This window comes from Pseudomonas serbica, from assembly GCF_028823535.1.
In the GTDB taxonomy this organism is placed as follows: domain Bacteria; phylum Pseudomonadota; class Gammaproteobacteria; order Pseudomonadales; family Pseudomonadaceae; genus Aquipseudomonas; species Aquipseudomonas serbica.
The window spans coordinates 129,196-152,605 of record NZ_JAQIYM010000008.1 but is presented as its reverse complement, the minus strand read 5'-3'; the positions used below and the strand labels follow the sequence as shown (position 1 = coordinate 152,605).

The window sequence follows — 23,410 nt, the reverse complement described above, 5'->3', positions numbered from 1 at the left end:
CTGTGCTCGCCGGTGGACCAGGCGCCTGTGTCATGGATTCAGAATCCTCCGTGGAAGCGGCCTTGGCGTTGATTTATATCAAGTGCCTGCGCCAGCAGCTGACCCACCCGAAGCCGCTGCCCCCAAGCGCGTCGCCAGACGGGTAGTCGAAGGCTGAAAAGACCGACTTTTGATTCGATCGCGATTGATCAATATCAATCGCGCCAGGGCCAACCGGGCTACATTGGCCGAAAACGCACGCGCTCCATGGTTCGCAGACAGGAGAAGGCAATGACGATCCTATTGGCAAGTCAGCGGTTGCGCCTGTACGAGCGCAATGAGCTCGATGACGTCCTGCAGACGATGGCGCGCCAGGCCGCCAGCCTGCTGCCACCGGCGCACGCCGCCCTGATTGGTATCAAGCGCCGGGGGGAGCCCCTGGCCCAACGATTGCGCGAGCACATTGCGCGCCAGACCGGCCAACCGGAACTCCCTCTTTATCCACTTGAGGTCAAGCGCTATGCCGACGACCTGCAAGTACTGCATGCCTTCACGCAATTGACCGAAAACCCGCTGCTGGCCAAACTGGACCTCGCCAACACCACCTTGCTGGTCGTTGATGATGTATTGTTCGAAGGCCATTCGCTGCTGCGTACCTGCGCCTATCTGGCACAACTGGGAGCTCGTCGGGTCTACACTGCCGTATTGGTAGACCGGCACATCTGCCAGCAGCCGATCCGGGCCGACATTGTCGGCGTGCACCTGCAAGTTGCCGCCTCTGACATTGTCGAATGCAATGTGCCGCCTTTCGAACCGGACTTTTGCATAGAGGTGGTGCGCCACGGCGCCGCCCGTTGACGGCAGAAAAGGCTTGCCAATCGCCTCGGAGGAGACTTGCATGCGCACCCTGCCCCCACTACTTTTTGCCCTGAAAGGTAGCGAGCTATACGCTGCGCGCGTCGCCCATCGGCTGGGTTGCACACTGGCGCAGCATGAAGAGCGAGACTATGAAGACGGCGAGCACAAGTGCCGCCCGCTGGATCTGGTACACGGCCGCGAAGTCGTCGTGTTCCATGGCTTGCATGGGGATGGTCGGCAGAGCGCCAACGACAAGCTGTGTCGCCTGCTGTTTTTCTGCAGCGCACTGAAGGATGCCGGTGCCCGTCAGGTGCAGGTGGTGGCGCCCTACCTCTGCTACGGGCGCAAGGATCGGCGCAGCCAGCCCCAGGACCCGACCATCACGCGCTACGTGGCCGCTTTTTTTGAAGCCAGCGGCGTCGATCGACTGATCACCCTGGAAGTCCATAATCCGGCGGCGTTCGACAATGCGTTTCGCATACCGGCGTGGAACCTGCAATGCGCCGAACTGTTCGCCGGGCATTTCGCCGCGCAGGTCGGTGACGCCGAAGTCGTGGCGGTCTCCCCGGACTCAGGTGGCAGCAAGCGGGCCGAGCAGTTTCGCCAGGCCCTGCAGCGGCTGCTGGGACGATCGGTTGGCAGCGCCCTGATGGAAAAACACCGCGCCCACACCACGCTGACGGGCACCCTCTTGATGGGCGACGTAAGCGGCAAGACGGCCATCGTGTTCGATGATCTGATCAGCACCGGGGCTACGCTCAAGCACGCCGGCCTTGCTTGCCAGGAGGCTGGCGCCACGCGCTTGTTCGCAGCCGCCACCCATGGCTTGTTCACCGCCGGCAGTCAACTGTTCGACCTGCCGATCTTCGAACACATCGCGATCACAGACACCGTGCCGCCGTTTCGCCTGCCGCCTGACTGTGTCTCGCGCCACCTGCAGGTGCTCGACAGCACGGCCCTGATCGCCACCTGCCTGGCGGAAAATGGCGCATTCGATCGCTCTGACCCAGGGCATCGATGATCAACCGGATCGGGACAGGCATATGACCCATCGTTGAACAGCCCAGGACGACTTGTAGATGAGGAGGCTGGAATGAGCAACGAGCAAGACGACAAAAAGCCATCTTGCTGATGCAGCAGGCGCTCGGCTACCTGCACGGTGAAAATCCGATCCTCCATCACCTGGCGTTGACCGATATAGCCGCCTATACCTGAGTGCCCCGCAAGACGGCCTCCTCATTCAGGAAAAGGCGGCTGGGCGGGTGATTCCTTCTCTGGGATATCAGTGATGGTCGCCTCGGTCAGCAACAAAATGCTGGCCACCGATACGGCATTTTCGAGGGCAATGCGCACCACCTTGGTCGGATCTATGATGCCGGCTTCGTACATGTCCACGTAACAGTTGGCAGACGCATCGAAACCGACATTGCCGGGTTCTGCGAGCATGCGCGCAACCACCACGCCGGCGTCCACCGCCGAGTTTTCCGCGATGAGCCTGGCCGGGGCTTCCAGGGCCCGGCGAAGCATTTGCAGGCCGGTCCTGACATCGCCCTCGCAACGGGCTTCTTCGGCCGCGATAAGGGGGACAGCCTTGAGCAGGGCAAGCCCGCCACCCGGCACAACGCCTTCGGCAATGGCCGCGCGAGTCGCCGAGATGGCGTCATCCAGCGCGTCCTTGCGTGCTTTCATTTCCGCTTCGGAAGGCGCCCCGACGCGGATCACCGCTACCCCACCAGACAGCCTGGCCAGTCGTTCCTGGAGTTTTTCCCGGTCGTAATCGCTGCTGGTGTGCTCCATCTGCGTGCGAATCTGTTGCAATCGCGCCTCGATGGCCTCCCGCGTACCTGCCCCACCTATCAACGCCGTGCTGTCCTTTTGCACCACGACGCGGTGTGCCCGCCCCAACTGGCCCAGTTCCACTTGTTCCAGAGTGACGCCCAAATCGTTGGAAACCACCGTTGCCCCTGTCAGCACCGCCATGTCCTGAAGCATTTCCTTGCGCCGATCACCAAAGCCCGGCGCCTTGATGGCCACCGCTCGCAGGACGCCGCGAATCTGGTTGACCACCAGTGTGGTCAATGCCTCGCCTTCGATGTCATCTGCGATCAGGACCAGGGGTTGACCATTTTTCGCAACAAGCTCGAGCAAGGGCAGCAGGTCCTTGAGTGCGCCTATCTTGTGGTCACAGAGCAGCAAGTAGGCGTCATCGAGTTCGACCTGCATTTTCTCGGGGTCGGTGACGAAGTACGGTGAGACATAACCGCGGTCAAAGCGCATCCCTTCCATCACCTCAACCACCGTTTCAGTGGTCTTGGACTCCTCGACGCTGACGACGCCTTCAACGCCGACCTTTTCCAACGCGTCCGCCACCAACTGCCCGATAACGGCATCGTTATGCGCCGACAGCGTGGCGACCTGGGCCTTTTCCTTGGGCGTACTGACGGGCCGCGCCTGGGCGACGAGTGATTCCACCACCAACGACAAGCCGCGATCCAGGCCACGCTTGAGGTCGATCGCGCTGGCACCGGCGACGACGTTGCGAATGCCATCGGCGAGGATGGCGTGGGCCAGCACCGTCGAGGTACTGGTGCCATCCCCTACCGCGTCGCCGGTGCGCTCGGCGGCCTGGCGCAGCATTTGCGCGCCCAGGTTTTCCACGGGATCTTGCAGGTCAACGCGCTTGGCAATCGTCACGCCGTCATTGCAGACAGTGGGATTGCCCCATTTATTCTGGATCAACACCGATTTTGATTTCGGGCCGAGCGTCACGCGCACCGCGTCCGCCAACTGCGTGGCGCCACTGAGGATTTTCTCGCGGGCGGCAGCACGAAAGTCAATTTTACTGTGGGCCATCTGGGTGCACTCCTCGCCATTTGTATAACAAACGCATTGAAGAATGCTCATATGGAGTCGCCCGCCCCATGTTGACCTTTATCAACAAAATCACGGGGATCTGTCTGCCCGGCAGCGGCCTTTGACCGCGATGGAAAATATTGGCAAGCCTGGCCGAAGAGCGCCGCATGCCCAACGCCCCATTACCCAGGGAACATGAAGAAACCTACGGCCCGTCGCTCGGTTGGGGGCGAATGATCTTTCCGCCCCCAACCAGCTCGTCCTTAGTGACGACTACGTCATCGAGGGCGCCCATGGTGATGACCTGATGCTTGAAGCTATGCGGCGGCGACCTTCAGGCAAGACTGCGCCGCAGCTGTCCCAATATGCCAAGAAACTGTCCCGCCGTGCCCATAGCCTCGTGTCCGAGATACCTACTATAGGACCAGTACCCACTGCTCGATCAGCAGGAGTCGGTTACCTATACCGGGTGCACATCTTGCGCACCGCCTTACAAGCACGGATTGGAGACAACAATGACAAAAATCGCCGACATCCAAAACACCCCTTCACCAGCCTCTCCCTCGGCACCCGCCATCATCCGGTCGTCGGTGCGACAGCATTCGATCAAGGTGGAGCTTTGCACACCCGCCATCGGCGCCGAGCTCAGCAACGTGCGCCTTGTCGACGCGGCTCAGGATCCAGACCTGATCGCGCAAATCCGGGCCCTGTGGCTCAAGCACAAAGTGCTGTTCTTCCGTGATCAGGACATCTCACCGATGGAGCAACAGCATTTCGCAGCGCAGTTCAGCGAACTGGAAGCCCATCCCCTGGCGCCGAGCCATCCGGAGGCGGACAAGCTGCTCATGCTGTACCGCAACCTCGATCCGAGCAAGCCCAAGAGCTATGTGGAAAAGGCCAGTCGCGAAAACCTCTGGCATGCCGATGTCACCTACAAACAGGCGCCGCCCCGCGGCGCGGTTCTGCGCTGCGAGCTAGGCCCGGTGACCGGCGGCGATACGCTGTTTTCCAACATGGTAATGGCCTACGAAAAGCTGCCCGAAAGCATCAAGCAACGGATCGATGGCTTGTATGCCAAACACGGTGCCGAGCAGACCTTTGGCGCCCAGTTGCCTCGCGAAGAACGTCATGCGATGGCCCTCAAGACCCCCGGCGTCGAACATCCGGTGGTGCTTGTGCATCCCGAGACCGGCGAGAAGGTACTGTTCGTCAATTCCGCATTCACTACCCATTTCTCGAACTTCTTCAACTTTGAGGACGTCCGTTACGGTCAGGACTTCATGCCCGAGGCACATCATCTGATGAACTACCTGATCTCCCAGGCCGCCATTCCGGAGTACCAGGTTCGCCTGAAGTGGCGCACCAACACCGTTGCCATGTGGGACAACCTGCAAGTCCAGCACTACGCGGTGGCTGACTACGGCAATGCACCACGCAAGATGCTGCGCGCGACCCTGGCGGGCACCCCGCTGTCCTGACCCTGACTGGCTGACAGGCTGCCAGAACACCCGACCATCCATGATGGTCGGGCGGTCCCGGCCGCCGAAAAATTCCCGATCACAACAACAATCAACGGAGTTACCTATGCTCTACGAACACGTCGACACCGCGGTCATCGATGGTGAATCCCTGCCCTGGCTTCCGTTTACCCCTTATGCGGAAAACGTGCTGCTCAAGTACTTCAAGCTCGACCCGATTCGCGGCGAATGGATCGTTATGATGAAGGCGCCGATCGACATGCAGCTGCCCAAGCACCATCACACGGGCACGGTGATGGTCTACACCTTAGAAGGTCAGTGGAAATACAAGGAACATGACTGGGTCGCCGGCCCGGGCAGCATTGTCTACGAGACGGCCGGGTCGACTCACACCCCGGAAGTCGTCAGCACCGGCAATGGCGACGGCTATGTGCTGACCCTGGTCCAGGTCAATGGCGATCTGGCGTTTGTCGATGACAACGACAACATCGTCGCGTTGGAAAACTGGAAGTCCGGCCTCAAGCGTTACCTCGCCTATTGCGAGCTGCATGACATCGAGCCGAAAGATCTCACGGCATTCAACTGATCCGGTTCCAGCAACGCTCCCGGCACGCCCCGATTCACGGGGCAGCCGGGTCGGTTACCTGAGCGCCAACATCCAGGGGAGGAAAACAGGCTGTCCCGGTTCGCGGTCTTGACGTGGAATCTGACAGAGAGCCCTGGCCGCCTGTCCGCTCCCCCGATCTCAGACTTATGAACGGAGCGATGCCCATGCATGGCTTGATGATGCACAAGCAACTGTTGATTTCCTCTCTGATAGAACACGCCGACCGCCATCATGGCGATACACCGATTGTGTCCCGCAGGGTGGAGGGCGATATCCATCGCTACACCTTCCGTGATTGCCACCGTCGCGCGCGCCAGATGGCCAGCGCCTTGACCGGCCTGGGCGTGCAGCTGGCCGACCGCATCGGTACGCTGGCCTGGAACGGCTATCGTCACCTGGAGTTGTACTATGGCATCGGCGGCATGGGTGCCATCGTGCATACCATCAACCCGCGCCTGCATGAAGACCAGGTGGCCTACATCGCCAATCATGCCGAAGACCAGTACATCTTTTTCGACATGACCTTCCTGCCGTTGATCAAGCTCATCGCTGGCCGCTGCCACACGGTCAAGGCGTTCATCGCCATGACCGATCAGGCCCACATGCCGACAGACGCCGGTATCGACAACCTGCTGTGCTATGAAGATCTGCTGCAACAGGGCGCCTGCGACTATGCCTGGCCGGATCTCGACGAGGATGCCGCGTGTACGCTCTGCTACACCTCCGGCACCACGGGCAACCCAAAAGGTGTCTTGTACAGTCATCGCTCATCGCTGCTGCACACTTATGCGGCGGCGCTACCGGATGCCCTGAATTGTTCGGCGCGCGACGTCATCCTGCCGGTTGTGCCGATGTTCCATGTCAACGCCTGGGGGCTCCCGTATATCGCCTGCATGGTTGGCGCCAAGCTGGTATTTCCGGGACCTGCGCTGGACGGCCAATCGCTTTTTAAGCTGCTCGAAGCCGAGCAGGTGTCGCTGTCCGCCGGCGTACCGACGGTCTGGCAAGGCCTTCTTGGGCATCTTGAGGTCACAGGTCAGCGGTTCTCCAGCATGAAGCGCACCATCATTGGCGGCGCAGCCTGCCCCACGGCCATGCTGCACACGTTTCAGGAGATCTTCGGCGTAGCAGTGCTGCACGTCTGGGGGATGACGGAATTGAGCCCGATCGGAACCATTGGAACCCTCAAGGCCAGGCACCTGGTCATGTCCCCGGCCGAGCGTAATGCCGTGCAGTCCAAACAAGGCCGCGCAGTATTTGGCGTCGACATGAAGATCGTCGGTACGGACGGCGTGGAACTGCCTTGGGACGGCGCGACCTCGGGTGACCTGATGGTGCGTGGACCCTGGGTGGTACGCGACTATTTCAGAAACGAAGGTGAGTGCTCGCCGCTGCTCGAGCACGCCGGCCAGACATGGTTCCCGACCGGCGATGTGGCGACCATCGATGGCGATGGCTTCATGCAGATCACCGATCGCAGCAAGGATGTGATCAAGTCGGGTGGCGAGTGGATTGGCTCCATCGACCTGGAGAACATTGCGCTGAGCCATCCGTCAGTCGCCCAGGCGGCCTGCATCGCGGCCAAACATGCGAAGTGGGATGAAAGGCCCTTGCTGGTCATCGTCAGGAAAGCACAGGCAGCCCTGACCCGGGACGAACTGCTGGCCTTCTATGAAGGCAAGATTGCCAGGTGGTGGACACCGGATGATGTGGTCTTCGTCGACACGATTCCATTGGGTGCTACGGGCAAGATATTGAAGAACCGCCTGCGCGAGCAGTTCGGCGATCATCTGCTGGTCAAGGCGGTCAGCTGAGCAGCAAGGTAAAAATCCAGCCCTGTCCTTGTGCAAAGGCAGGGCGGACGTTACGGCACATGCCGGCAGCGTTCGCCCTGCGTTTTGCATTGATGCTATGAAAGGGTTTAGCGTGCCGCTGGATCGGAGGACATGAACTGCTCGAGAAACTCCAGCAGCAATTCGTTGACCTGAGCCGGGCTTTCCTCGGCGGCGCTATGGCCTACACCGGGTAGCAGCACCTTTTTGCGCAGTGCGGGCAGGTAGGCGTCCATCTGGTCGTAGAGACCACGGATTTCCAGCGGCTCCAGGGAAGGGTCGGCAGCACCACCGATGAACAGACTCGGCTGGCTTACCTTTGCGCCGTCGAGAAACGCGGTGATTTCCCAGTTGCGGTCGCGACAGCGGTAGTAGTTGAGGGCGCCGGTGAAACCCGTGCGCGTGTACTCGGCAACGTAGTAATCCAGCGACCGCGCGCTCAACCAGGACGGAAACTCCCCTTTCGGCTCGGTGAAGGCATTGAGAATGGGTTCACCGGCCTCGACGAACAGACGCCAGCGTTCGGCGCCCACGGCGCTGCCGGAGATCGAATAGAAAACGCTGCTCAAGGTCTTGCGCGGATCATCGGCCAACTCGCGATCCGGCTTGTCGAGCTGCTGGAAATACAAATGGTGGTAGACCCGTCCTTTCGCCATGGCCTGCAGACCCACGGTCGGCTTGACCTTGCCACGCGGTGGCACCGGTGTATTGAGCATCACCAGGCCTCGGAACAGATCCGGTCGCAACAGGGCCGATGCTTGAGCCACCCAGGCCCCCAGGTCGTGCCCAATGATTACCGCGGACGTTTCGCCCAGGGCCGCCATCAAACCCACCATGTCGCCGACGGCCTGGCTCATGTCATACGCTTCGATGGCATCGGGTCGGTCCGATTGTCCGAACCCCCGTTGATCAGGCACGACGACCCGATAGCCAGCCTCGGTCAAGGCCACGATCTGGCGCCGCCACATGTACCAGAGGTAGGGGAAACCATGCAGCAGGATGACGAGCGAGCCCTGGCCCTCGTCGATGTAATGCATGCGAATGCCGTTGACTTCGGCAAAGCAGTGGTTGAATGAATCAGGATCGTCGGCATCCACAGGCGCCATTGCGGCGAGCGGTTGACCGATATGCCTTGAAGTGCGCGTCTCCATTTTCTACCTCCATCTTATTAATTGTGGGCCTGAAGGTAGCGCCGCGAGGGTGCCCTGCACTGAGCTTCCCAGGACACAATCTTGTGAAATTGGGACAGCGCAAACGCCTGCAGCGCGGCGCCTTCGGCCATCATTTCCAGCCCTTCGGCCATGTCCCAATATGCGAAGAAATTATCCCGCCATGCCCATGACGCCGGGCCCGAGTTCCCTAAAATAAGGCCGCACTACCTGCTCTGCATTACACCAGGCCAGGGGTTGAAGATCGCTGCCGCTTGCAGTACCGCGACATGCGCCCTCTTCCCGCGCAATACATTCGATGAAGAAAGCAACGCCGCCATCGGCCGAGGGAGATCCTGCATATGCCCAAGCTTGTTCGCGCCGCCGTCTTGGCCAGATACCTGGAAGTCACCCAGGACCTGGGATTCAACCCGTGCGACGCCATGAACGTCGTCGGTTTGAACAAGGCTCAGCTGCGAGCCCCGGAAAACCGTATACCCATCGATTCCGCCGTGCGCCTGCTGGAAGCGACTGCCGTCGCCAGTGGTTGCAAGACCCTCGGCCTGCGCATGGCCGAGGCGCGCCAGCTTTCAGACTTCGGCGCGGTCAGCCTGCTGCTCAGCCAGCAACGCACACTGCGTGAGGCTTTTGAGGTAATGGAGCACTACCGCCATCTGATGAATGACTCCCTGGGAATCTTCGTTGAAGAGGCCGGCAAGATGGTGATCATTCGTGCCGAGATGGTCACCGAATCGCTGTTGCCCAGTCGCCAGGCTTCGGAATTGGTCATCGGCGCGCTGTTCGGCCTGTGCTCGACACTGCTCGGCGCGCAGTGGCGCCCGTACAGCGTCAACTTCATGCACCAGCCGCCTGAGAACCTGCATCTGCATCGGCGCCTGTTCGACTGCAACCTGGAGTTTGGTAGCGATTTCAACGGCATTGTCTGCTCCGATGCCAGTCTGGACATGGTCAACGCCAATGCCGACTCGGCCATGGCGAGTTATGCCAGGAACTACATCGACTCGCTGCAAGGCGATAAAAACACCTCGTTGCTGTTCGAAGTGCGCAAGGCCATCTACCTGCTGTTGCCCATGGGCCGCGCCACGATCGAGCAGATCGCGCTGTCACAGGGCATGAACGTGCGCACCTTGCAACGCCGCCTGCAAGACGACGGCTGTGCCTTCAACGACCTGATCAACGAGGTGCGCCGTGACCTGGCGCTGCGTTATCTGGAAAACCCGAATCACTCGATGAGCCGCATCGCCGACATGTTCGGCTTCTCCATGGCCAGCTCCTTCACCCGCTGGTTCATCAACCAGTTCGGCATGCCGCCAGCGGCGTGGCGTCGTGCGCAGAAACAAACGGTCGCTCCCTGACAGGGAGCGCTGTCCCCAACCCTTTCAACGCACCAAAAAAAGACGACTGCTGGTACAGTCGCCGCGAAAACCGGTGCTTGTGACACCGGTGGTGAGCCTCACTGTAACGAGGAGCCAGCCCAGTGAAGCCCTGCCATAAACCTTTATGAAGCCTGTATTCAAAAGCCCCAGTGCAGCATCTCGCGCAGGCGGCCCGGCAGCCCTTGAGAAGGTTGCGCACCTTGCTCCTGCTGGCGTTTGCCGATCCGGCACCCGGGGCAATCGAAAAACACACCAACACTTGAACGACTCACAACTTCACCTCTGACGCGGCGCCACTGACAGGGGTCGCGACGCTGCCACCCGTTAAACGGGCAATGTCTTTGTAGTAGTGGCATTTGGCGTAGAAGAACACCGCCGCTGCCGCGAGGCTGACCAGAGGGACCAGTTGAAACGCGGCATGCAGGCCGACCAGGTCGGACACCCGGCCGGTAATGAATGGCCCCGGAGCCAGGCCCAGCAGGTTGTTGGCCAGAGTCAACGTGGCGAACGCGGTGCCGTGCACCGAGTAATGGGTCAGGTTGGCAACCATCGCCCCGCTAGGGCCGGTGGTCCCGGTGGCAATCAGCATGCCCAGGCAGATCAACAGCAATTGCACGGGCCCCGCCTGCAGCGCGAACGCCGCCGACAGCAGCAGGCAACTGCCCAGGCAGAAAGCGATGGCCAGGCTGACCTTGCGCTGCGGTGAGTTGCGACACAGCCGATCGCTGAGCATGCCGCACAAAATCATCCCCACACCGCTGCACAGCACAATGAGGGCCGCCATACCGCCGGCCTTGTCCGTCGGCATGGCGTAGTAGCGGTTCAGGTAGCTGGGAATCCACACCATCAACGTGCCGCCGACGAACAACTGCAAACCACTGCCCACATAGGTCGCCACCACCGAACGGCTGGACCACAGCGTGCGCAACGGGCGCAGGTCCTGCGCCCCCTTGTCCAGGGCCCGCGCCGCACGTTGCGGCGCAATGCGCGCTTCCTTGACGATGATCGGGTACAGCACCGCCAGGCACAGGCCGAACAACGCCATGCCGGCGAACGACCAGCGCCAGCCCAGCTTCGCCGCGATCGCGCCACCCAGGGCCATGCCCAGCACAGCGCCGAACAAGCCGCCGGCCATGAACGCGCTGGCCAGGGTGGCGCGCATGTGTTTCGGAAATACCGAAATAACCAGTGCGATGCCGACGCTGCCGTAGGCGGCTTCGCCGACGCCGACCATGAAGCGCGCGATGAACATCTGTTGGTAGTCCTGCGCCAAGGCACAGCCCAGCGTGGCCAGGCTCCACAGTAGCGCCATCAGCGCCAGGCTCTTGACCCGGCCGAAACGGTCGGCCATCAGCGACAGCGGGAACGTCAGCAGGCCGACCATCAGGGCGACAATGCCACTGAGCAAGCCAAGCTGGCCATCACTCAGTGCCCACTCGCCCTTGAGCAGCGGGAACACCGCATTGAGCACCTGGCGCGACATGTAATCGGAAATCAACAGGCCGAAGGTCAGTGCAAAGACTACCCAGGCATATTTGCGTGCAACGTTGACGCAACCAGCGGCGTCATCGTTGGCGATTGGGTGAAAGGCCATGCAGCCTCCTCATGGGTTTTATTGTTGTTATCCAGCGGATGGCCGACGAGGTGCGGCCTCCTCTACTTTCAGCGACCTGAAGGTAGCTCTGGCGGGGCGTCCTGCACTAAGCTTGGGAGGACACAATCTTGTGATTTTGGGACAGCCCAGCATGTACACCCTGACCCGCAGTGCCAGCCTGACCCACTATGAGCAAGTGGCCCACTCCGTAGGGCTGGACCCGTTTCGCATGCTGCGCCTGGCCAAGCTGCCGGCCAGTATCCTGGCCGATCCGAACATCATGATCAGCAGCGATTCGGTCGGCTGGCTGCTGGAGGAGTCAGCGCGCCTGTCTGGCCATGAGGCGTTCGGGCTGTTGCTGGCGCAATCGAGGCAACTGTCCAACTTCGGGATGCTGGCGCTGCTCATTCGCGAAGAGCCGACCCTGCGCGCAGCCTTGCTGTCCTGCGCGCGCTACTCCCGACTGCATAACGCTGGCGTGGAGCTACGGCTTGAAGATCTCGGTGACCTGGTCCTGTTGCATATGGGTGTGAACATGCAAGGCCATCATGGCGTCTGGCGCCAGGCGATCGAACAGGCGACCGGGATTATTGTGCGCACGTTGAGCAATCTCAGCGGGCAGACTTTCCGGCCAGTCAGGGTCAGCTTTACCCACGAGCGACCCGCCAGCCTGGAGGTCCATCACCGTGTGCTGGGAACGGCGATCGAGTTCTCCCAGGAATTCAATGCCATCGTTTGCCGCGCGCGCGATCTCGACGCGGCCATTCCTGCGGCAGACCCGACGCTGCATCGCGAAGTGAAGCGATCCCTGGACCTGCTGTTGGCCAACCTGCGCGACGAGCCGACGCAGCAGGTGCGCCAGGTGGTCAAGATGTTGTTGCCGGGCGGCCTGTGTTCCGTCGATGGCGTTGCCCAGCACCTGGGCGTACATCGACGCACGCTGAACCGGCACCTTGCGGTGGAAGGGCAAAGCGTCACCACCATCATCAATGCCGTGCGTGCCGAACTCGCCGAAGAATACCTGGCCAACAGTAAGCGTCGGCTATATGAGGTCGCCGAGCTGATTGGTTTTTCCTCTGCCGGTGACTTTTCCCGCTGGTTCCGTGGCCAATTTGGCCAGACGCCCTCGAGTTGGGTCACAGCCTACCGCGAGAGCCAGGCATCACCCGGGTTACACACCTGATATCGGTGACAACCTGCTGATCAGTCGACCGGTTCAGAACCCACGGACGCTACCGTGCGTTTCCTTTGCGAGCCAACGAGCACAGATTGTAGCTGTGATCACTGGTCACTCCGGTCCAACTCTTGGCGCACCACGCCCTTGGCTTTTCCTCCACATCAATGCCGTCATGCCGAAGTTTTTCCTGAACCAGAAGCCGAACGCGCTCGGGGTTGAGAACCCGAGCAGGTCGGCAACTTCTGCCAGTGAACCGTCACTATCGATAAGATGTCGAGAGGCAAACTCTGATCGAACAGTGCGCAGCAACAACGAGAAATTCGTTCCTTCAGCGAGCAGATGCCGATGGAGCGTACGTCGATCCATGCCCAGCGTCTTCGCCACTTGGTCCGCCGTGCAACGGCCAGTTGGCAGGAACGCGATGATGGTTCGCCGAGCGTTATGCGCCGAACTTTCACCGGCGCAGGAAAGGGCGTTATCCAGGATGCGGCGCGCATAGAGCGCCATGCGAGAGTCCGAGGGGGACAGCGGTGAACTCAACTGCTGTGTGGCGCAGACGATGCCGTTGAAATCTGCATTGAACTCCACAGTGCCACCGAACATCGTTTTGTGGAGAGTCGGACCACGCGGTGGACGGTGCTCAAGACAAACACTTCTGGGCTTCCAACGGGGTCCTAAGAGTTCGGCAATACTGCGGTAGAGCACGCCCATGGACAACTCGGTCACCTGCCGAACCGATCCGTGCGCTTCTGTTAACACCACCTCCAACCGAACAACTGACCAATCGTCGTGCTCCTCGACGCTTGTCAGTAGAGACGCGTTTACAAGCCGCATATAGCGACAGAGGTTATCGATCGCCTCACGCGCAGTCTGGGCTTCACGCATCAGGACACTGAGCGGGCCGAGGTAACGTCAGGTAAACGTCCGGTTCGTCCTCCCCCTACCGGGGGGGCATTGCGAACGATCCTGTGTTCTTGCGCAGGCTTCCCCCCTGTTCCGGGTAGCTCCCGGCACCCCATCGTTCGCGATAGCGTTGAACAAGAGCCTTCGCTTGGCATCATCGCGAATCAACGGTGCGCTCAGTTGTGGCCAATGCTTCAGTCACTAAGGAAAGCCTGCATGAGTTACCAGACCATCATGTACACCCGGGAAGATTGCGTAGCCTGTATTACCCTGAATCTGCCGCAGCGACTCAATCCCATCGGCGCCGATTTGGTTAGCGAGCTCAGGGACGCACTCGCGCAGGTGCGCACCGATAAGTCAGTGCGCGCGTTGCTGCTGACGGCCAATGGAAAATTATTCAGTTGTGGTGCTGATCTGGGCAGTGGTGCTTTCAATGACCAGGAGGAGTCGCGAGGCACCCGCGCCGGGAAAGTCATGCGCAACTCGGTCAACCCGCTGATCACCGAGCTGCATGAGCTTCCCGTGCCGATTGTCATTGCATTGAACGGAGGGGCAGCAGGCGGTGGTGTCGGCTTGGCGCTGGCGGGCGATATCGTGTTTGCCGCACGCTCTGCCTATTTCTACCTGCCGTTCATCAAAAAACTGGCGTTGGTTCCGGACATGGGTGCCAGTTGGTTTCTCCAACGGCGCCTCGGCCCCGCCCGTACGTTGGCACTGTGTCTTACGGGAGAACGCCTCTCGGCTGAGAAAGCCGAGCAATGGGGATTGATCCAGGCTTGTGTCGATGATGGTGCGCTGCTGACTGTCGCCACGCAGATGGCCCGGCAGCTGGCGCGTTTACCCGCTGACGGCATCATTGAGGCGCGCCAGCTATGTGCGGCGGCCAGCAGCAATGATCTGCGCGCGCAACTGGCGTATGAAGCAGAGCGACAACAGATACTCTTCGATTCTCCAGCGTTGGAGGAAGGTGTGAAGGCGTTCTTCGAAAAACGCGAGCCAGATTTTCCCGGTCGCCAGTAATCCACCAGCAATGCTTCTCCACCGCCCCTGAAAAGACCCTTGAATGAACATCATGAAAACCCGCATTACCGAGTTGCTGGGCATCCAGTTCCCCATCGTCGAAGGGGGCATGCAGTGGGTTGGTCGTGCGCAACTGGCCGCGGCTGTCTCGAATGCGGGTGCCTTGGGCATGGTGGCGGCGCGAACGCAGCCGACGCCGGATGACTTGCGTCATGAAATCGAGCGCACCCGTGAACTCACTTCCAAGCCGTTTGGCGTGAATCTCACGCTATCGCTGACCGCCAGCAATGTGAATTACGACGGCTGGATCGAGGCCATCGTCAACAGTGATATTCGCATCGTCGAGACCGCCGGCAACAATCCCCAGCCCGTGATAGCCAGACTGAAGGAGCAAGGGATTAAAATTATCCATAAGTGCACTTCGGTCCGGCATGCCTTGTCCGCTGAACGCTACGGCGCTGATGTGATTTCCATTGATGGCTTCGAAGCAGCCGGGCATTGCGGTGAGGACGACGTCCCTGCCCTGATCATGCTGCCTGCGTTGGGTAAGGTACTGAAAATCCCTTACATTGCTTCCGGCGGGATCGCCAATGGGCGCAGCATGGCCGCCGCGCTGCTTCTCGGTGCGGAGGGTGTGAACATGGGCACGCGTTTTATGCTGACCCAAGAGTCCATTCTCCATGACGACATCAAGCATGCTCTGTTAGCAGCCACTGAACGTGACACCGTTTTGATCAAGCGAACGCTCAAGCGAACGGCGCGTTTTTTCAACAGTCCCGTCTCACGGCAGATCATCGAACTCGAACGACGCCCTGGCGGCGCTGGTTATGACGACTTACAGCACCTCTTATCGGGCCAACGAGGGCTGGAGGGATTGGAGTCGGGTGATACTGGCGCCGGTCTGATCTGCGCCAGTCAGGTCATCGGATTGGTTGACGACCTACCGACGTGCGCCGATTTGGTGGCGCGCATGGTCATCGAATGTCGGGAAGGACTTGAGCGCACACTGGCTCGATTCGACCGATGAATCCAGCGCAAGGCAAGCTCCTGCAGGATGTGCCAAAACCCTGTAGGAGCTGCGATCTTTTGCTCCTTAGCCCATCGCCAACAACCTGCGCGCTCGACCCAGCACCGGTGCATCGACCATTTCCCCATCCACCTTGAACGCTGCCTCGCCGCACTCGGCCGCACTCACCACGCGGTGCGCCCACGCCAATTCTTCGGCACTGGGTGCCAGTGCCGCATGCACAACGGGCACTTGCCGCGGATGGATGCACAAGGCACCGCCCATGCCCATGTCGCGGGCACGGCGCATTGCCGCGCCTAGCCCGGCGTCATCTTCGAAATTCGGGTAGACGCTGTCCAGCGGCGCGGGCAGATCGTTGACCCGAGAATGCAACAACAGCGCAAAACGCGTCTGGTCGAACAGCGTTTCCACAGCCGGACTGCCCACCTTCCACCCCAGGTCCAACGCCAGGTCCAGTGCGCCGAACGTCAGGCGTTGCACGCCCTTGCAGGAGGCAATGGCGCCGATCGCAAGCACACCCAGCGCGCTTTCGATGATGGGCCAGACAGGTTTGCCAGTTGCGGCGGCGTGGTTCACCTGGCCGACTGACTCGGCCTTGGGCAGCATGACGGCGCTGACGCCGGGTTGCTGACGACAGAGCGCCAGGTCGGCCTCGTGTTCATCGGTTCCCGCCGCATTGACCCGTACCAATAGCCGGGCGTCTGGATTTTGCTTTAGAAACGCTTGCAGATGCTCTCGGGCCAAGGCTTTATCCGCTGGCGGTACCGCATCTTCGAAATCGATGATGACTGCGTCGGCGCCACTGGCCAGTGCCTTGGCGAATCGTTCAGGTCGATTGCCGGGCACGAACAGTGCCGAGCGAATCCACAGAATGGACATACACATGCCTCCCTCAACCGTTCTGGACAATGCCTGTTTCGCTCAGGCGCTGAATATCCATGGCGCTGTAACCCAATTCGGCCAGGAGTGTGTTGCTGTGCTGACCCAGCCCAGGTACGGCCGCCATGCGCGGTGAGAATGCATTGCTGCTGGCCGGCGGCAACAGCGTCGGCAGAATGCCCACCGGGCTGGCGATCTCTGTCCAGCGGCCTCGGGCCTTGAGCTGCGGATGTGCCCAGACGCCGGACATGTCGTTGACCTGGGCGTTGGCGATCTGCGCGGCATCGAGCCTTTCGATGACGGTGGCGGCATCCAGTTGGGCAAACACTTCATGGATGATGGCGCGCAAAGCCTGACGGTTGTCCGAGCGTTTGAAGTTGGTGATGAAGCGTTCGTCGTCGATCAACTCGGGACGCTTGAGCACCGTGACGCAAAACTGCATCCATTCACGTTCGTTTTGCAGCCCGATCATGACCGTGCCGCCGTCACCTGACGGAAATGGGCCATAGGGATAAATCGTCGCGTGTGACGCTCCCGTGCGCTGCGGTGGCGTGGCGCCCTCGAAGGCGTAGTACATCGGGAAGCCCATCCATTCGACCAGGCTTTCCAGCATCGAAATCTCGACACGACTGCCCTGCCCGGTCCTGTCCCGCAACAGTAGCGCCGAGAGAATGCCGGTGTAGGCGTACATGCCGGCCGAAATGTCGGCGATCGAACAGCCGGCCTTGGCCATGCCCTCCTCTGCGGCGTTACCGGTCACGGACAAAAAGCCGCTTTCGCTCTGGATCAGCAGGTCATAAGCCTTCTTGTCTTCGTAGGTACCGCCTTCGCCATAACCGGAAATGTCGCAGACAATCAGTCGCGGATAGTCTTTGTGCAACGTCTCGAACGACAGCCCCATCCGCGCGGCGGCGCCCGGTGCAAGGTTCTGTACCAGCACGTCGGCCTGCTGCAATAGCTGGTCGAGAATGACCTGGGCCTCCTGCTGCTTGAGATCGAGCGCGATGCTTTCCTTGGAGCGATTGGTCCAGACGAAATGCGAGGCCATGCCACGTACGCGCTGATCATACCCTCGGGCAAAGTCGCCGCTGCCAGGACGCTCAACCTTGATCACCCGTGCGCCCAGATCCGCCAGTTGCCGCGTGCAGAATGGCGCGGCAATGGCATGTTCGAGGCTGATCACGGTAATGCCGTCCAGCGGACGCAGGTTGTTCTGGTCATTGCTCATGGATGTTCTCCATCAAACCCTTGAGGTTCAGTGCATCACGCAGCGCCCAGACCCGGGCGATCAATACTCCGGCCTGATCACCATTCATTTCGCCGGCAAACGCCAGCAAGCGGCGGAACTTGTCTTCCAGTTCGGCGCGGGACAGCGTGTTGTCGGGGGAATCGTCTGCATCGCACAGAAATTCCCAGAGTCCGGCGGCCTGGGTGCCGACGGTCGCCGTGGTGTGGAAAATCCGGTAATGGGAGCGGCCGAGGAATTCACCGAGGCGGATGCCGGCTTCATAACCAGCCACGGCGGCCAACAGCAGCTCGGCACCGAACTTGCCCAGGTCCTGGGCCGCGGCCAGCACGGCGGGAAAGACCACGGTGGCCGGGTGCAGTACGGAGCTGTTGTGCAGATCGTCCTGCTCGACCAGGTGTGAGGAGGCAGCATTGACCAGCGCGGCGAAGTACGCCGAGGTGCCAAGGCCATTGACCAGCAGTGTCGCCGGGCCGTGGGTCGGGCCCATGGTCGCGGCGTAGCGCTCGAACAAGGGGATCGGGTGCGCGCCCTGGCTGGCCAGGGCGGAACCCAGCCAGTCAAGGAACAGGTCTTCTGAGCGGGCAAGCACCGCTTCCGGCAGGTCTGCATAGCTCAGGCGGGCGAGAAAAGTCGCCAGCGAACGGGTATGGCTCATCGATTTGCCCTTAAAAACTGCGTGGCAGTTCGAGCAGGTGCTCGGCGACGTAGGACAGGATCAGGTTGGTGGAGATCGGCGCCACTTGGTACAGCCGCGTCTCGCGGAATTTGCGCTCCACGTCGTATTCGCAGGCGAAACCGAAACCGCCGTGGGTTTGCAGGCAGGCATTGGCGGCCTCCCAGGAGGCTTTGGCGGCCAGGTATTTGGCCATGTTGGCGCTGGCGCCGGCGTTGACCCCACTGTCGTATTCAGCGCAGGCACGCCAGCGCATCAGGTCGGCGGCTTCGATTTCGATGTGGGCCTCGGCAATCGGGAACTGCACACCCTGGTTCTGTCCGATAGGACGGCCGAAGACCACGCGATCGCGGGCATAGGCGCTGGCTTTCTCGATGAACCAGCGTCCGTCGCCAATGCACTCGGCGGCGATAAGGGTGCGCTCGGCATTCAGGCCATCGAGGATGTACTTGAAGCCCTTGCCCTCCTCGCCAATCAGGCTGTCGGCTGGAATCTGCAGGTTGTCGAAGAACAACTCGTTGGTCTCGTGATTGACCATGTTGGCGATGGGCTGCACGGTCAGGCCATTGCCGATGGCTTCGCGCAGATCGACGAGGAAAATCGACATGCCCTCGGACTTTTTCGTCACTTGTGCCAAGGGTGTGGTGCGAGCCAGCAGGATCATCAGGTCGGAATGCTGGATGCGCGAGATCCATACCTTCTGGCCGTTGATCACGTATTTATCGCCCTTGCGCACGGCGCTGGTCTTGATCTTGGTGGTGTCGGTGCCGGTGGTTGGCTCGGTAACCCCCATCGACTGCAAACGCAGTTCGCCGCTGGCCAGTTTCGGCAGGTAGTAGCTTTTCTGCGCCTCACTGCCATTACGCAGCAGGGTGAACATGTTGTACATCTGCCCGTGCACGGTGCCGGAGTTGCCGCCGCAACGGTTCACCTCCTCCAGGATCACCGAGGCTTCGGCCAGGCCCAGGCCCGAGCCGCCGTATTGCACCGGGATCATCGCCGCCAGCCAACCGGCCTTGGTCAATGCTTCGACGAAGGCTTCCGGGAAGCCTTTTTGCTCATCGATCCCACGCCAGTAGCTGGCATCGAATTCAGCGCACAACGCACGCACACCTTCACGGATCGCATTGAGTTCGTCACTGTTGGGGTTCATCGGGTGTCCTCGATTGTTGTTATGGGGCTGCCAGGAGAAGGCCGCAAATCAGTCGAAAATCAGTTCGGCGCGCTGGGCGATTCCGCCGTCGTCGCCGGCCCAGAGCTCGGCCCTGCCGGGTGCATACAGGCGTCCACCGACCATGAAGGGCTGTGGCGAGATCAACGGCCGGATGCCGCGATAGTCAAAGCGCCGGATTCGCGCCTGCGGGTGGGCGCGGCGGAAGACGTGCAGGTTGAGCGTGGCAATCAACGGCCCCTGCACCACCAGGCCGGGATAGCCCTCGGCTTGAGTGACATAGGGCCAGTCGTAGTGGATGCGATGGCCGTTGAAGGTCACGGCGCTGTAGCGAAACAGCAAGGTCGGGCTGGGCGTGATCGATTCTTGCCAACCGGCCAGGGGCAAGGCTTCGCCACTGGCGAGCCGAGGTGGGGTCGGGTCGCGATAGACGATGTCCTGCTCCTCGCGAATCGCCAGTTGCCCGTCCTGGGTGTAGTCGTGACGCAGGGTCGCAAACAGCAGCGAACCGCTGCGCCCGGATTTTTCCTCGATATTCATCACGGTCGTGGTACGCGTTGCCTGGGCATCCACCCGCAGCGCCTCGTAGAATTCCACGCGTCCGCCCGCCCACATCCGATTGCGATTGTGGGTCGGTGGCAGCAGGTCGTTGTGGGCCGGGTGACCGTCCAGGCCGAGCCCGGTTTCTTCTACCGCGGGCTGAAAGAATGCCCAGTGCCAGAGCGCGGGCAATGGCTGGCCCGGTTCAGGGGCGACATCACCCAGGGTTGCGGCGATGCGCTTGACCAGGCCCGAACTCAAATGCTCGGTGGTGTGCTCGCTGCGCCCGATCCAGGCGGCGTAAGGGGAATCACTCAGGGCTGACATGCACAAAATCCTCTCAGGGCGCGTAAGCCCTATGCTCGGATGTTTGCTGGCCCCGGCAGAACTCCCCGCATCGGGGGGCATCGGTTATGTAGGCGCTGGCTTGCCAGCGCCTACAGAGGATCTTTGCCGGGGCGACAGTCGAATGAGTGAAGCCTGGGATGAAGTTGACGGCGTCCGAAGGAACGTACGCTGGTGGGAGAATGGCACCTGCGAATTTGCTACTCCCCGACGGCCGGAAAACAGAGGATCGTGGCTGAATTTACCGGGATCACTGTCATGCCTGGCCTCCTTGCCCCCCGTCACGTGGCACCCTGCCCAGACCCGTTGCGCGATGCGCTCACGGCCCTTGCGTTTTATGAGCGCGGTGAACTCCATGAGGCCGGGCAGCGACTGACAGACATCCTGCCCGAAGTCCGGCGGATCGCCGTAGCCGATGCCCTGGTCATCAGCCACGTGCTGCTGGCTCGCCTGGCCCTGATGCGTGGCGAGCGAGAAAGCTGGTTGCGCCACTTGATCGAGCTTGAGCGGTTCGGGCAACAATCGGGCTGCGCGCAAGCCCAATGCGCAGCCTGGCTGGAACGCACCCGGGTGGCGACCCTGAACAACCAGCTGGATGTGGCGCAGGTGGCCTTGCAAACATCGCTAACCATCAGCGACCGACGGTTTTGCGGATTGGCCACTGGCGAATTCGACATCCCGCTGATCGCATCCCAGCGCCTGCGCATTGCCCAAGGCAATTACAACGCTGCGGTCGACGATCTGCTGTTGGCGCTTCACACCCCACAACAGAATCGTCCCCGGGAAATCAGGCTGCAATTGCTGTTGGCCATGGCTCAGGGCGGTCTCAAGCAAAATCGATTGGCCATGCAGACACTCGACCGCGCCTTGCGTTTGGCGGGCGATGGCGGTTTCTGGCAGTGTTTGATTGACGAAGGTGAGCCCTTGGCGGCGCTGTTACGACGCTGGGACGAGCAGCGATGCGCGCATGCCGACAGGGGTATTGATCCGGCCTTTGTCACGCAAGTGCTTGGTCGGCTCGGCATCCCCCCCATCACCCTTACCCCAAGAGAAACACAGGTATTGCATCTGTTGGCCGCCGGGCATCGCAACCGCACCATCGCGCAGAAATTGTTCCTCGGCGAATGCACGGTCAAGTCGCACCTGCACAAAATCAACGTCAAGCTCGGTGCCCACAGCCGCACCCAGGCCCTGGCGATCGCCCGCACCCGGGGCTGGCTGGATTGACGCTTGTATAGATCGTTCCCACGCAGAGCGCGGGAACGATCAGCTCGGGAGCGATCGGTGGTGCCTAGCGAATACCGGCGTTACGCAGGGCCGCCGGGGTGAAGTCGGCCATGGTGGGCTTATAGCTGTAGTCGGTGCCGCGCTTGTTTTCGTTGCCCAGGTTCGACACCAGGTAGCGCCCGGCGATCAGGTCATAGATGCCGATCCCGGCGTAGACCGCCACGCCTTGTTGGTAATCGTTGACCAGATACCCCTCGCTGACACGCCACAGTTGACCGCGACCGTCGTACTGGTCGATTTCCACCGCCGCCCAGGTGTCCTCGTCGAAGTACATATGACGCTTGGCGTAGATGTGGCGCTCACCCGGGCGTAACGTACCCTCCACTTCCCACACCCGATGCAGCTCGTAGCGGGTCAGGTCCTGGTTGATATGGCCGGGCTTGATGATGTCGGCGTACTTGAGTTTCGGCGATTGCAGCTGGTAATTGTTGTACGGGACGTAGATCTCCTTCTTGCCGATCAGTTTCCAGTCGTATCGATCCGGCGCGCCGTTGTACATGTCGGCGTTGTCCGCCACTCGCATGCCGTCGGCGGCGGTGCCCGGGCCGTCATAGGCCACTTGCGGCGCCCGGCGCACGCGGCGCTGGCCGGCGTTGTAGGCCCAGGCCATGCGCGGCTCCTTGACCTGGTCGAGGGTCTCGTGGATCAACAGCACACTGCCCGCCATCCGTGCCGGCGCGGTCACCGTCTGCTTGGCAAAGAACAGGATGTTGGCGGTGTCCTCGGGCTTGGCATCGACCATTTTCCACGGCAAACCCGCCGCGATTTCGATGTCGACGATGGTGTAGTCGCCATTGGTTTGCGGCGTCGCCTGGGCCTGGCGGTTGATGAAGTTGGTGCCCCGTGAACGTGTCAGGTGGTTCCACACCACTTCCAGTCCGTTCCTGGGAATCGGGAACGCGTAGTAGTGCGATTGTTCGAAGTTCTTCAGCGCATAACCGCCATTGGTCGCCTCGGTGGTCACCGCGCTTTTCTTCGCCGCGTCGTAGACCTCTTGGGGCGCCGAGGCTGTGCGCTGGGTCTTGTACACGGGGATTTTGTAGCTGTCGGGGTAGCGCTGGAACATCGCCTGTTGCCCGGCGGTCAAGTTGGCCTTGTACTGCGCGGCATTGGCGGCGGTGATCACGAACTGCGGCTTCTCTCCTTCGAACGGGTTGCCGAGAAAGTCGTTGGTCATCGGCGCGGCGCCGGGTTTCAGGCCTCCGGTCCAGGCGGGGATGCTGCCGCTGGCATTGCCGGCCTTTTCCCCGCCGAGGGGCGTCAGGCTGGTACCCAGTTTTGCCGCTTCCTGCTCGGAAACAGCGGCCAGAATGCTGGTGGATAACAGACTCAGCGCAAGGGTGCCGCATGCAACAAGAATGATTTTTTTCATGGTCTCGATCCTTTGCTGTTG

Annotated in this window: 20 protein-coding genes and 2 pseudogenes; 10 read left to right on the top strand and 12 right to left on the bottom strand. The window is 61.0% G+C overall.

Annotated elements, in window-relative coordinates; translation table 11 throughout:
• Positions 1 to 270 precede the first annotated feature (270 nt).
• A complete protein-coding gene (locus tag NQL71_RS14740) occupies positions 271 to 837 on the top strand; it encodes a phosphoribosyltransferase family protein (RefSeq protein ID WP_046819204.1) in 567 nt (188 codons plus the stop codon).
• Between the two features lie 40 nt (positions 838 to 877).
• Positions 878 to 1,858: a ribose-phosphate diphosphokinase gene (locus NQL71_RS14735; RefSeq protein ID WP_274642887.1), complete on the top strand. Its 981-nt coding sequence runs from the start codon at positions 878 to 880 to the stop codon at positions 1,856 to 1,858.
• A gap of 215 nt (positions 1,859 to 2,073) precedes the next feature.
• Here NQL71_RS14735 and groL read toward each other — a convergent pair whose 3' ends face one another.
• Entirely contained in the window at positions 2,074 to 3,690 is a 1,617-nt protein-coding gene (groL, locus tag NQL71_RS14730; protein ID WP_077183427.1) for a chaperonin GroEL, read from the bottom strand.
• Between the two features lie 605 nt (positions 3,691 to 4,295).
• On the opposite strand from groL, the gene NQL71_RS14725 reads away from it, so the two are divergent.
• From NQL71_RS14725 to NQL71_RS14715, 3 genes are all read left to right on the top strand, one after another.
• Positions 4,296 to 5,168 carry a TauD/TfdA dioxygenase family protein gene (locus tag NQL71_RS14725; protein WP_274642987.1) on the top strand — a complete coding sequence of 291 codons (873 nt, stop codon included), beginning with the start codon at positions 4,296 to 4,298 and terminating at the stop codon, positions 5,166 to 5,168.
• A 106-nt stretch (positions 5,169 to 5,274) separates the two neighbouring features.
• A complete protein-coding gene (locus tag NQL71_RS14720) occupies positions 5,275 to 5,754 on the top strand; it encodes a 2,4'-dihydroxyacetophenone dioxygenase family protein (RefSeq protein ID WP_274642886.1) in 480 nt (159 codons plus the stop codon).
• 185 nt (positions 5,755 to 5,939) lie between these two features.
• Positions 5,940 to 7,589 carry a 3-(methylthio)propionyl-CoA ligase gene (locus NQL71_RS14715; RefSeq protein ID WP_274642885.1) on the top strand — a complete coding sequence of 550 codons (1,650 nt, stop codon included), beginning with the start codon at positions 5,940 to 5,942 and terminating at the stop codon, positions 7,587 to 7,589.
• A gap of 107 nt (positions 7,590 to 7,696) precedes the next feature.
• Here the strand turns inward: NQL71_RS14715 and NQL71_RS14710 are convergent, their stop codons facing one another.
• The gene (locus tag NQL71_RS14710; protein WP_274642884.1) at positions 7,697 to 8,758 is read right to left on the bottom strand and encodes an alpha/beta fold hydrolase; all 1,062 of its coding nucleotides are present in this window, start codon (positions 8,756 to 8,758) and stop codon (positions 7,697 to 7,699) included.
• A 359-nt stretch (positions 8,759 to 9,117) separates the two neighbouring features.
• Here NQL71_RS14710 and NQL71_RS14705 point away from each other — a divergent pair, with 359 nt between their 5' ends.
• A complete protein-coding gene (locus NQL71_RS14705) occupies positions 9,118 to 10,131 on the top strand; it encodes an AraC family transcriptional regulator (RefSeq protein ID WP_046819210.1) in 1,014 nt (337 codons plus the stop codon).
• Between the two features lie 158 nt (positions 10,132 to 10,289).
• Here NQL71_RS14705 and NQL71_RS14700 read toward each other — a convergent pair whose 3' ends face one another.
• Together NQL71_RS14700 and NQL71_RS14695 are read right to left on the bottom strand one after the other, a co-directional pair.
• Positions 10,290 to 10,424, bottom strand: coding sequence for a hypothetical protein (locus NQL71_RS14700; protein ID WP_265183387.1), 135 nt, complete (start codon positions 10,422 to 10,424; stop codon positions 10,290 to 10,292).
• Positions 10,421 to 11,746 carry an MFS transporter gene (locus NQL71_RS14695; RefSeq protein ID WP_046819211.1) on the bottom strand — a complete coding sequence of 442 codons (1,326 nt, stop codon included), beginning with the start codon at positions 11,744 to 11,746 and terminating at the stop codon, positions 10,421 to 10,423. Before NQL71_RS14695 ends, NQL71_RS14700 begins: the two co-directional genes overlap by 4 nt.
• Before the next feature lie 151 nt (positions 11,747 to 11,897).
• Here NQL71_RS14695 and NQL71_RS14690 point away from each other — a divergent pair, with 151 nt between their 5' ends.
• Complete coding sequence (locus tag NQL71_RS14690) at positions 11,898 to 12,929, top strand: AraC family transcriptional regulator (protein WP_248686710.1); 1,032 nt, start codon at positions 11,898 to 11,900, stop codon at positions 12,927 to 12,929.
• A 105-nt stretch (positions 12,930 to 13,034) separates the two neighbouring features.
• On the opposite strand, the gene NQL71_RS14685 is transcribed toward NQL71_RS14690, so the two are convergent.
• Both NQL71_RS14685 and NQL71_RS14680 read right to left on the bottom strand, forming a co-directional pair.
• Positions 13,035 to 13,430 (bottom strand): helix-turn-helix transcriptional regulator, encoded by a 396-nt coding sequence (locus NQL71_RS14685; protein ID WP_265183389.1) that lies wholly within the window; start codon positions 13,428 to 13,430, stop codon positions 13,035 to 13,037.
• 30 nt (positions 13,431 to 13,460) lie between these two features.
• Positions 13,461 to 13,817: pseudogene (locus NQL71_RS14680) on the bottom strand (AraC family transcriptional regulator ligand-binding domain-containing protein); the annotation flags it as partial.
• A 225-nt stretch (positions 13,818 to 14,042) separates the two neighbouring features.
• Between NQL71_RS14680 and NQL71_RS14675 the strand changes: the two are divergent.
• Both NQL71_RS14675 and NQL71_RS14670 read left to right on the top strand, forming a co-directional pair.
• Positions 14,043 to 14,846 carry an enoyl-CoA hydratase-related protein gene (locus tag NQL71_RS14675; protein WP_077183423.1) on the top strand — a complete coding sequence of 268 codons (804 nt, stop codon included), beginning with the start codon at positions 14,043 to 14,045 and terminating at the stop codon, positions 14,844 to 14,846.
• 43 nt (positions 14,847 to 14,889) lie between these two features.
• Complete coding sequence (locus NQL71_RS14670; protein ID WP_235431869.1) at positions 14,890 to 15,873, top strand: NAD(P)H-dependent flavin oxidoreductase; 984 nt, start codon at positions 14,890 to 14,892, stop codon at positions 15,871 to 15,873.
• A gap of 66 nt (positions 15,874 to 15,939) precedes the next feature.
• Here the strand turns inward: NQL71_RS14670 and NQL71_RS14665 are convergent, their stop codons facing one another.
• The 5 genes and pseudogenes from NQL71_RS14665 to NQL71_RS14645 all read right to left on the bottom strand — a co-directional run bounded on the left by NQL71_RS14665 (position 15,940) and on the right by NQL71_RS14645 (position 20,703).
• Positions 15,940 to 16,752, bottom strand: coding sequence for an HpcH/HpaI aldolase/citrate lyase family protein (locus tag NQL71_RS14665; protein WP_046819214.1), 813 nt, complete (start codon positions 16,750 to 16,752; stop codon positions 15,940 to 15,942).
• 13 nt (positions 16,753 to 16,765) lie between these two features.
• Positions 16,766 to 17,980 carry a CaiB/BaiF CoA transferase family protein gene (locus tag NQL71_RS14660; RefSeq protein WP_046819215.1) on the bottom strand — a complete coding sequence of 405 codons (1,215 nt, stop codon included), beginning with the start codon at positions 17,978 to 17,980 and terminating at the stop codon, positions 16,766 to 16,768.
• 157 nt (positions 17,981 to 18,137) lie between these two features.
• A pseudogene (locus tag NQL71_RS14655) lies at positions 18,138 to 18,656 on the bottom strand (MmgE/PrpD family protein); the annotation flags it as partial.
• Between the two features lie 10 nt (positions 18,657 to 18,666).
• Positions 18,667 to 19,827, bottom strand: a complete 1,161-nt coding sequence (locus NQL71_RS14650; protein ID WP_046819216.1) for an acyl-CoA dehydrogenase family protein — start codon at positions 19,825 to 19,827, stop codon at positions 18,667 to 18,669.
• A gap of 48 nt (positions 19,828 to 19,875) precedes the next feature.
• Positions 19,876 to 20,703: an HTD2 family dehydratase gene (locus NQL71_RS14645; RefSeq protein ID WP_248686763.1), complete on the bottom strand. Its 828-nt coding sequence runs from the start codon at positions 20,701 to 20,703 to the stop codon at positions 19,876 to 19,878.
• A 285-nt stretch (positions 20,704 to 20,988) separates the two neighbouring features.
• Between NQL71_RS14645 and NQL71_RS14640 the strand changes: the two genes are divergently transcribed.
• Entirely contained in the window at positions 20,989 to 21,957 is a 969-nt protein-coding gene (locus NQL71_RS14640) for a LuxR C-terminal-related transcriptional regulator (protein ID WP_274642883.1), read from the top strand.
• Between the two features lie 64 nt (positions 21,958 to 22,021).
• Here the strand turns inward: NQL71_RS14640 and NQL71_RS14635 are convergent, their stop codons facing one another.
• A complete protein-coding gene (locus NQL71_RS14635) occupies positions 22,022 to 23,389 on the bottom strand; it encodes a DUF1329 domain-containing protein (protein ID WP_046819217.1) in 1,368 nt (455 codons plus the stop codon).
• Between the last annotated feature and the right edge of the window lie 21 nt (positions 23,390 to 23,410).

Coding starts and splice junctions, on each gene's coding strand:
- NQL71_RS14740 (WP_046819204.1), top strand. CDS start 271: ATGACGATCCTATTGGCAAGTCAGCGGTTGCGCCTGTACGAGCGCAAT.
- NQL71_RS14735 (WP_274642887.1), top strand. CDS start 878: ATGCGCACCCTGCCCCCACTACTTTTTGCCCTGAAAGGTAGCGAGCTA.
- groL (WP_077183427.1), bottom strand. CDS start 3,690: ATGGCCCACAGTAAAATTGACTTTCGTGCTGCCGCCCGCGAGAAAATC.
- NQL71_RS14720 (WP_274642886.1), top strand. CDS start 5,275: ATGCTCTACGAACACGTCGACACCGCGGTCATCGATGGTGAATCCCTG.
- NQL71_RS14715 (WP_274642885.1), top strand. CDS start 5,940: ATGCATGGCTTGATGATGCACAAGCAACTGTTGATTTCCTCTCTGATA.
- NQL71_RS14710 (WP_274642884.1), bottom strand. CDS start 8,758: ATGGAGACGCGCACTTCAAGGCATATCGGTCAACCGCTCGCCGCAATG.
- NQL71_RS14705 (WP_046819210.1), top strand. CDS start 9,118: ATGCCCAAGCTTGTTCGCGCCGCCGTCTTGGCCAGATACCTGGAAGTC.
- NQL71_RS14695 (WP_046819211.1), bottom strand. CDS start 11,746: ATGGCCTTTCACCCAATCGCCAACGATGACGCCGCTGGTTGCGTCAAC.
- NQL71_RS14690 (WP_248686710.1), top strand. CDS start 11,898: ATGTACACCCTGACCCGCAGTGCCAGCCTGACCCACTATGAGCAAGTG.
- NQL71_RS14685 (WP_265183389.1), bottom strand. CDS start 13,430: ATGGCGCTCTATGCGCGCCGCATCCTGGATAACGCCCTTTCCTGCGCC.
- NQL71_RS14675 (WP_077183423.1), top strand. CDS start 14,043: ATGAGTTACCAGACCATCATGTACACCCGGGAAGATTGCGTAGCCTGT.
- NQL71_RS14670 (WP_235431869.1), top strand. CDS start 14,890: ATGAACATCATGAAAACCCGCATTACCGAGTTGCTGGGCATCCAGTTC.
- NQL71_RS14665 (WP_046819214.1), bottom strand. CDS start 16,752: ATGTCCATTCTGTGGATTCGCTCGGCACTGTTCGTGCCCGGCAATCGA.
- NQL71_RS14660 (WP_046819215.1), bottom strand. CDS start 17,980: ATGAGCAATGACCAGAACAACCTGCGTCCGCTGGACGGCATTACCGTG.
- NQL71_RS14650 (WP_046819216.1), bottom strand. CDS start 19,827: ATGAACCCCAACAGTGACGAACTCAATGCGATCCGTGAAGGTGTGCGT.
- NQL71_RS14640 (WP_274642883.1), top strand. CDS start 20,989: ATGCCTGGCCTCCTTGCCCCCCGTCACGTGGCACCCTGCCCAGACCCG.
- NQL71_RS14635 (WP_046819217.1), bottom strand. CDS start 23,389: ATGAAAAAAATCATTCTTGTTGCATGCGGCACCCTTGCGCTGAGTCTG.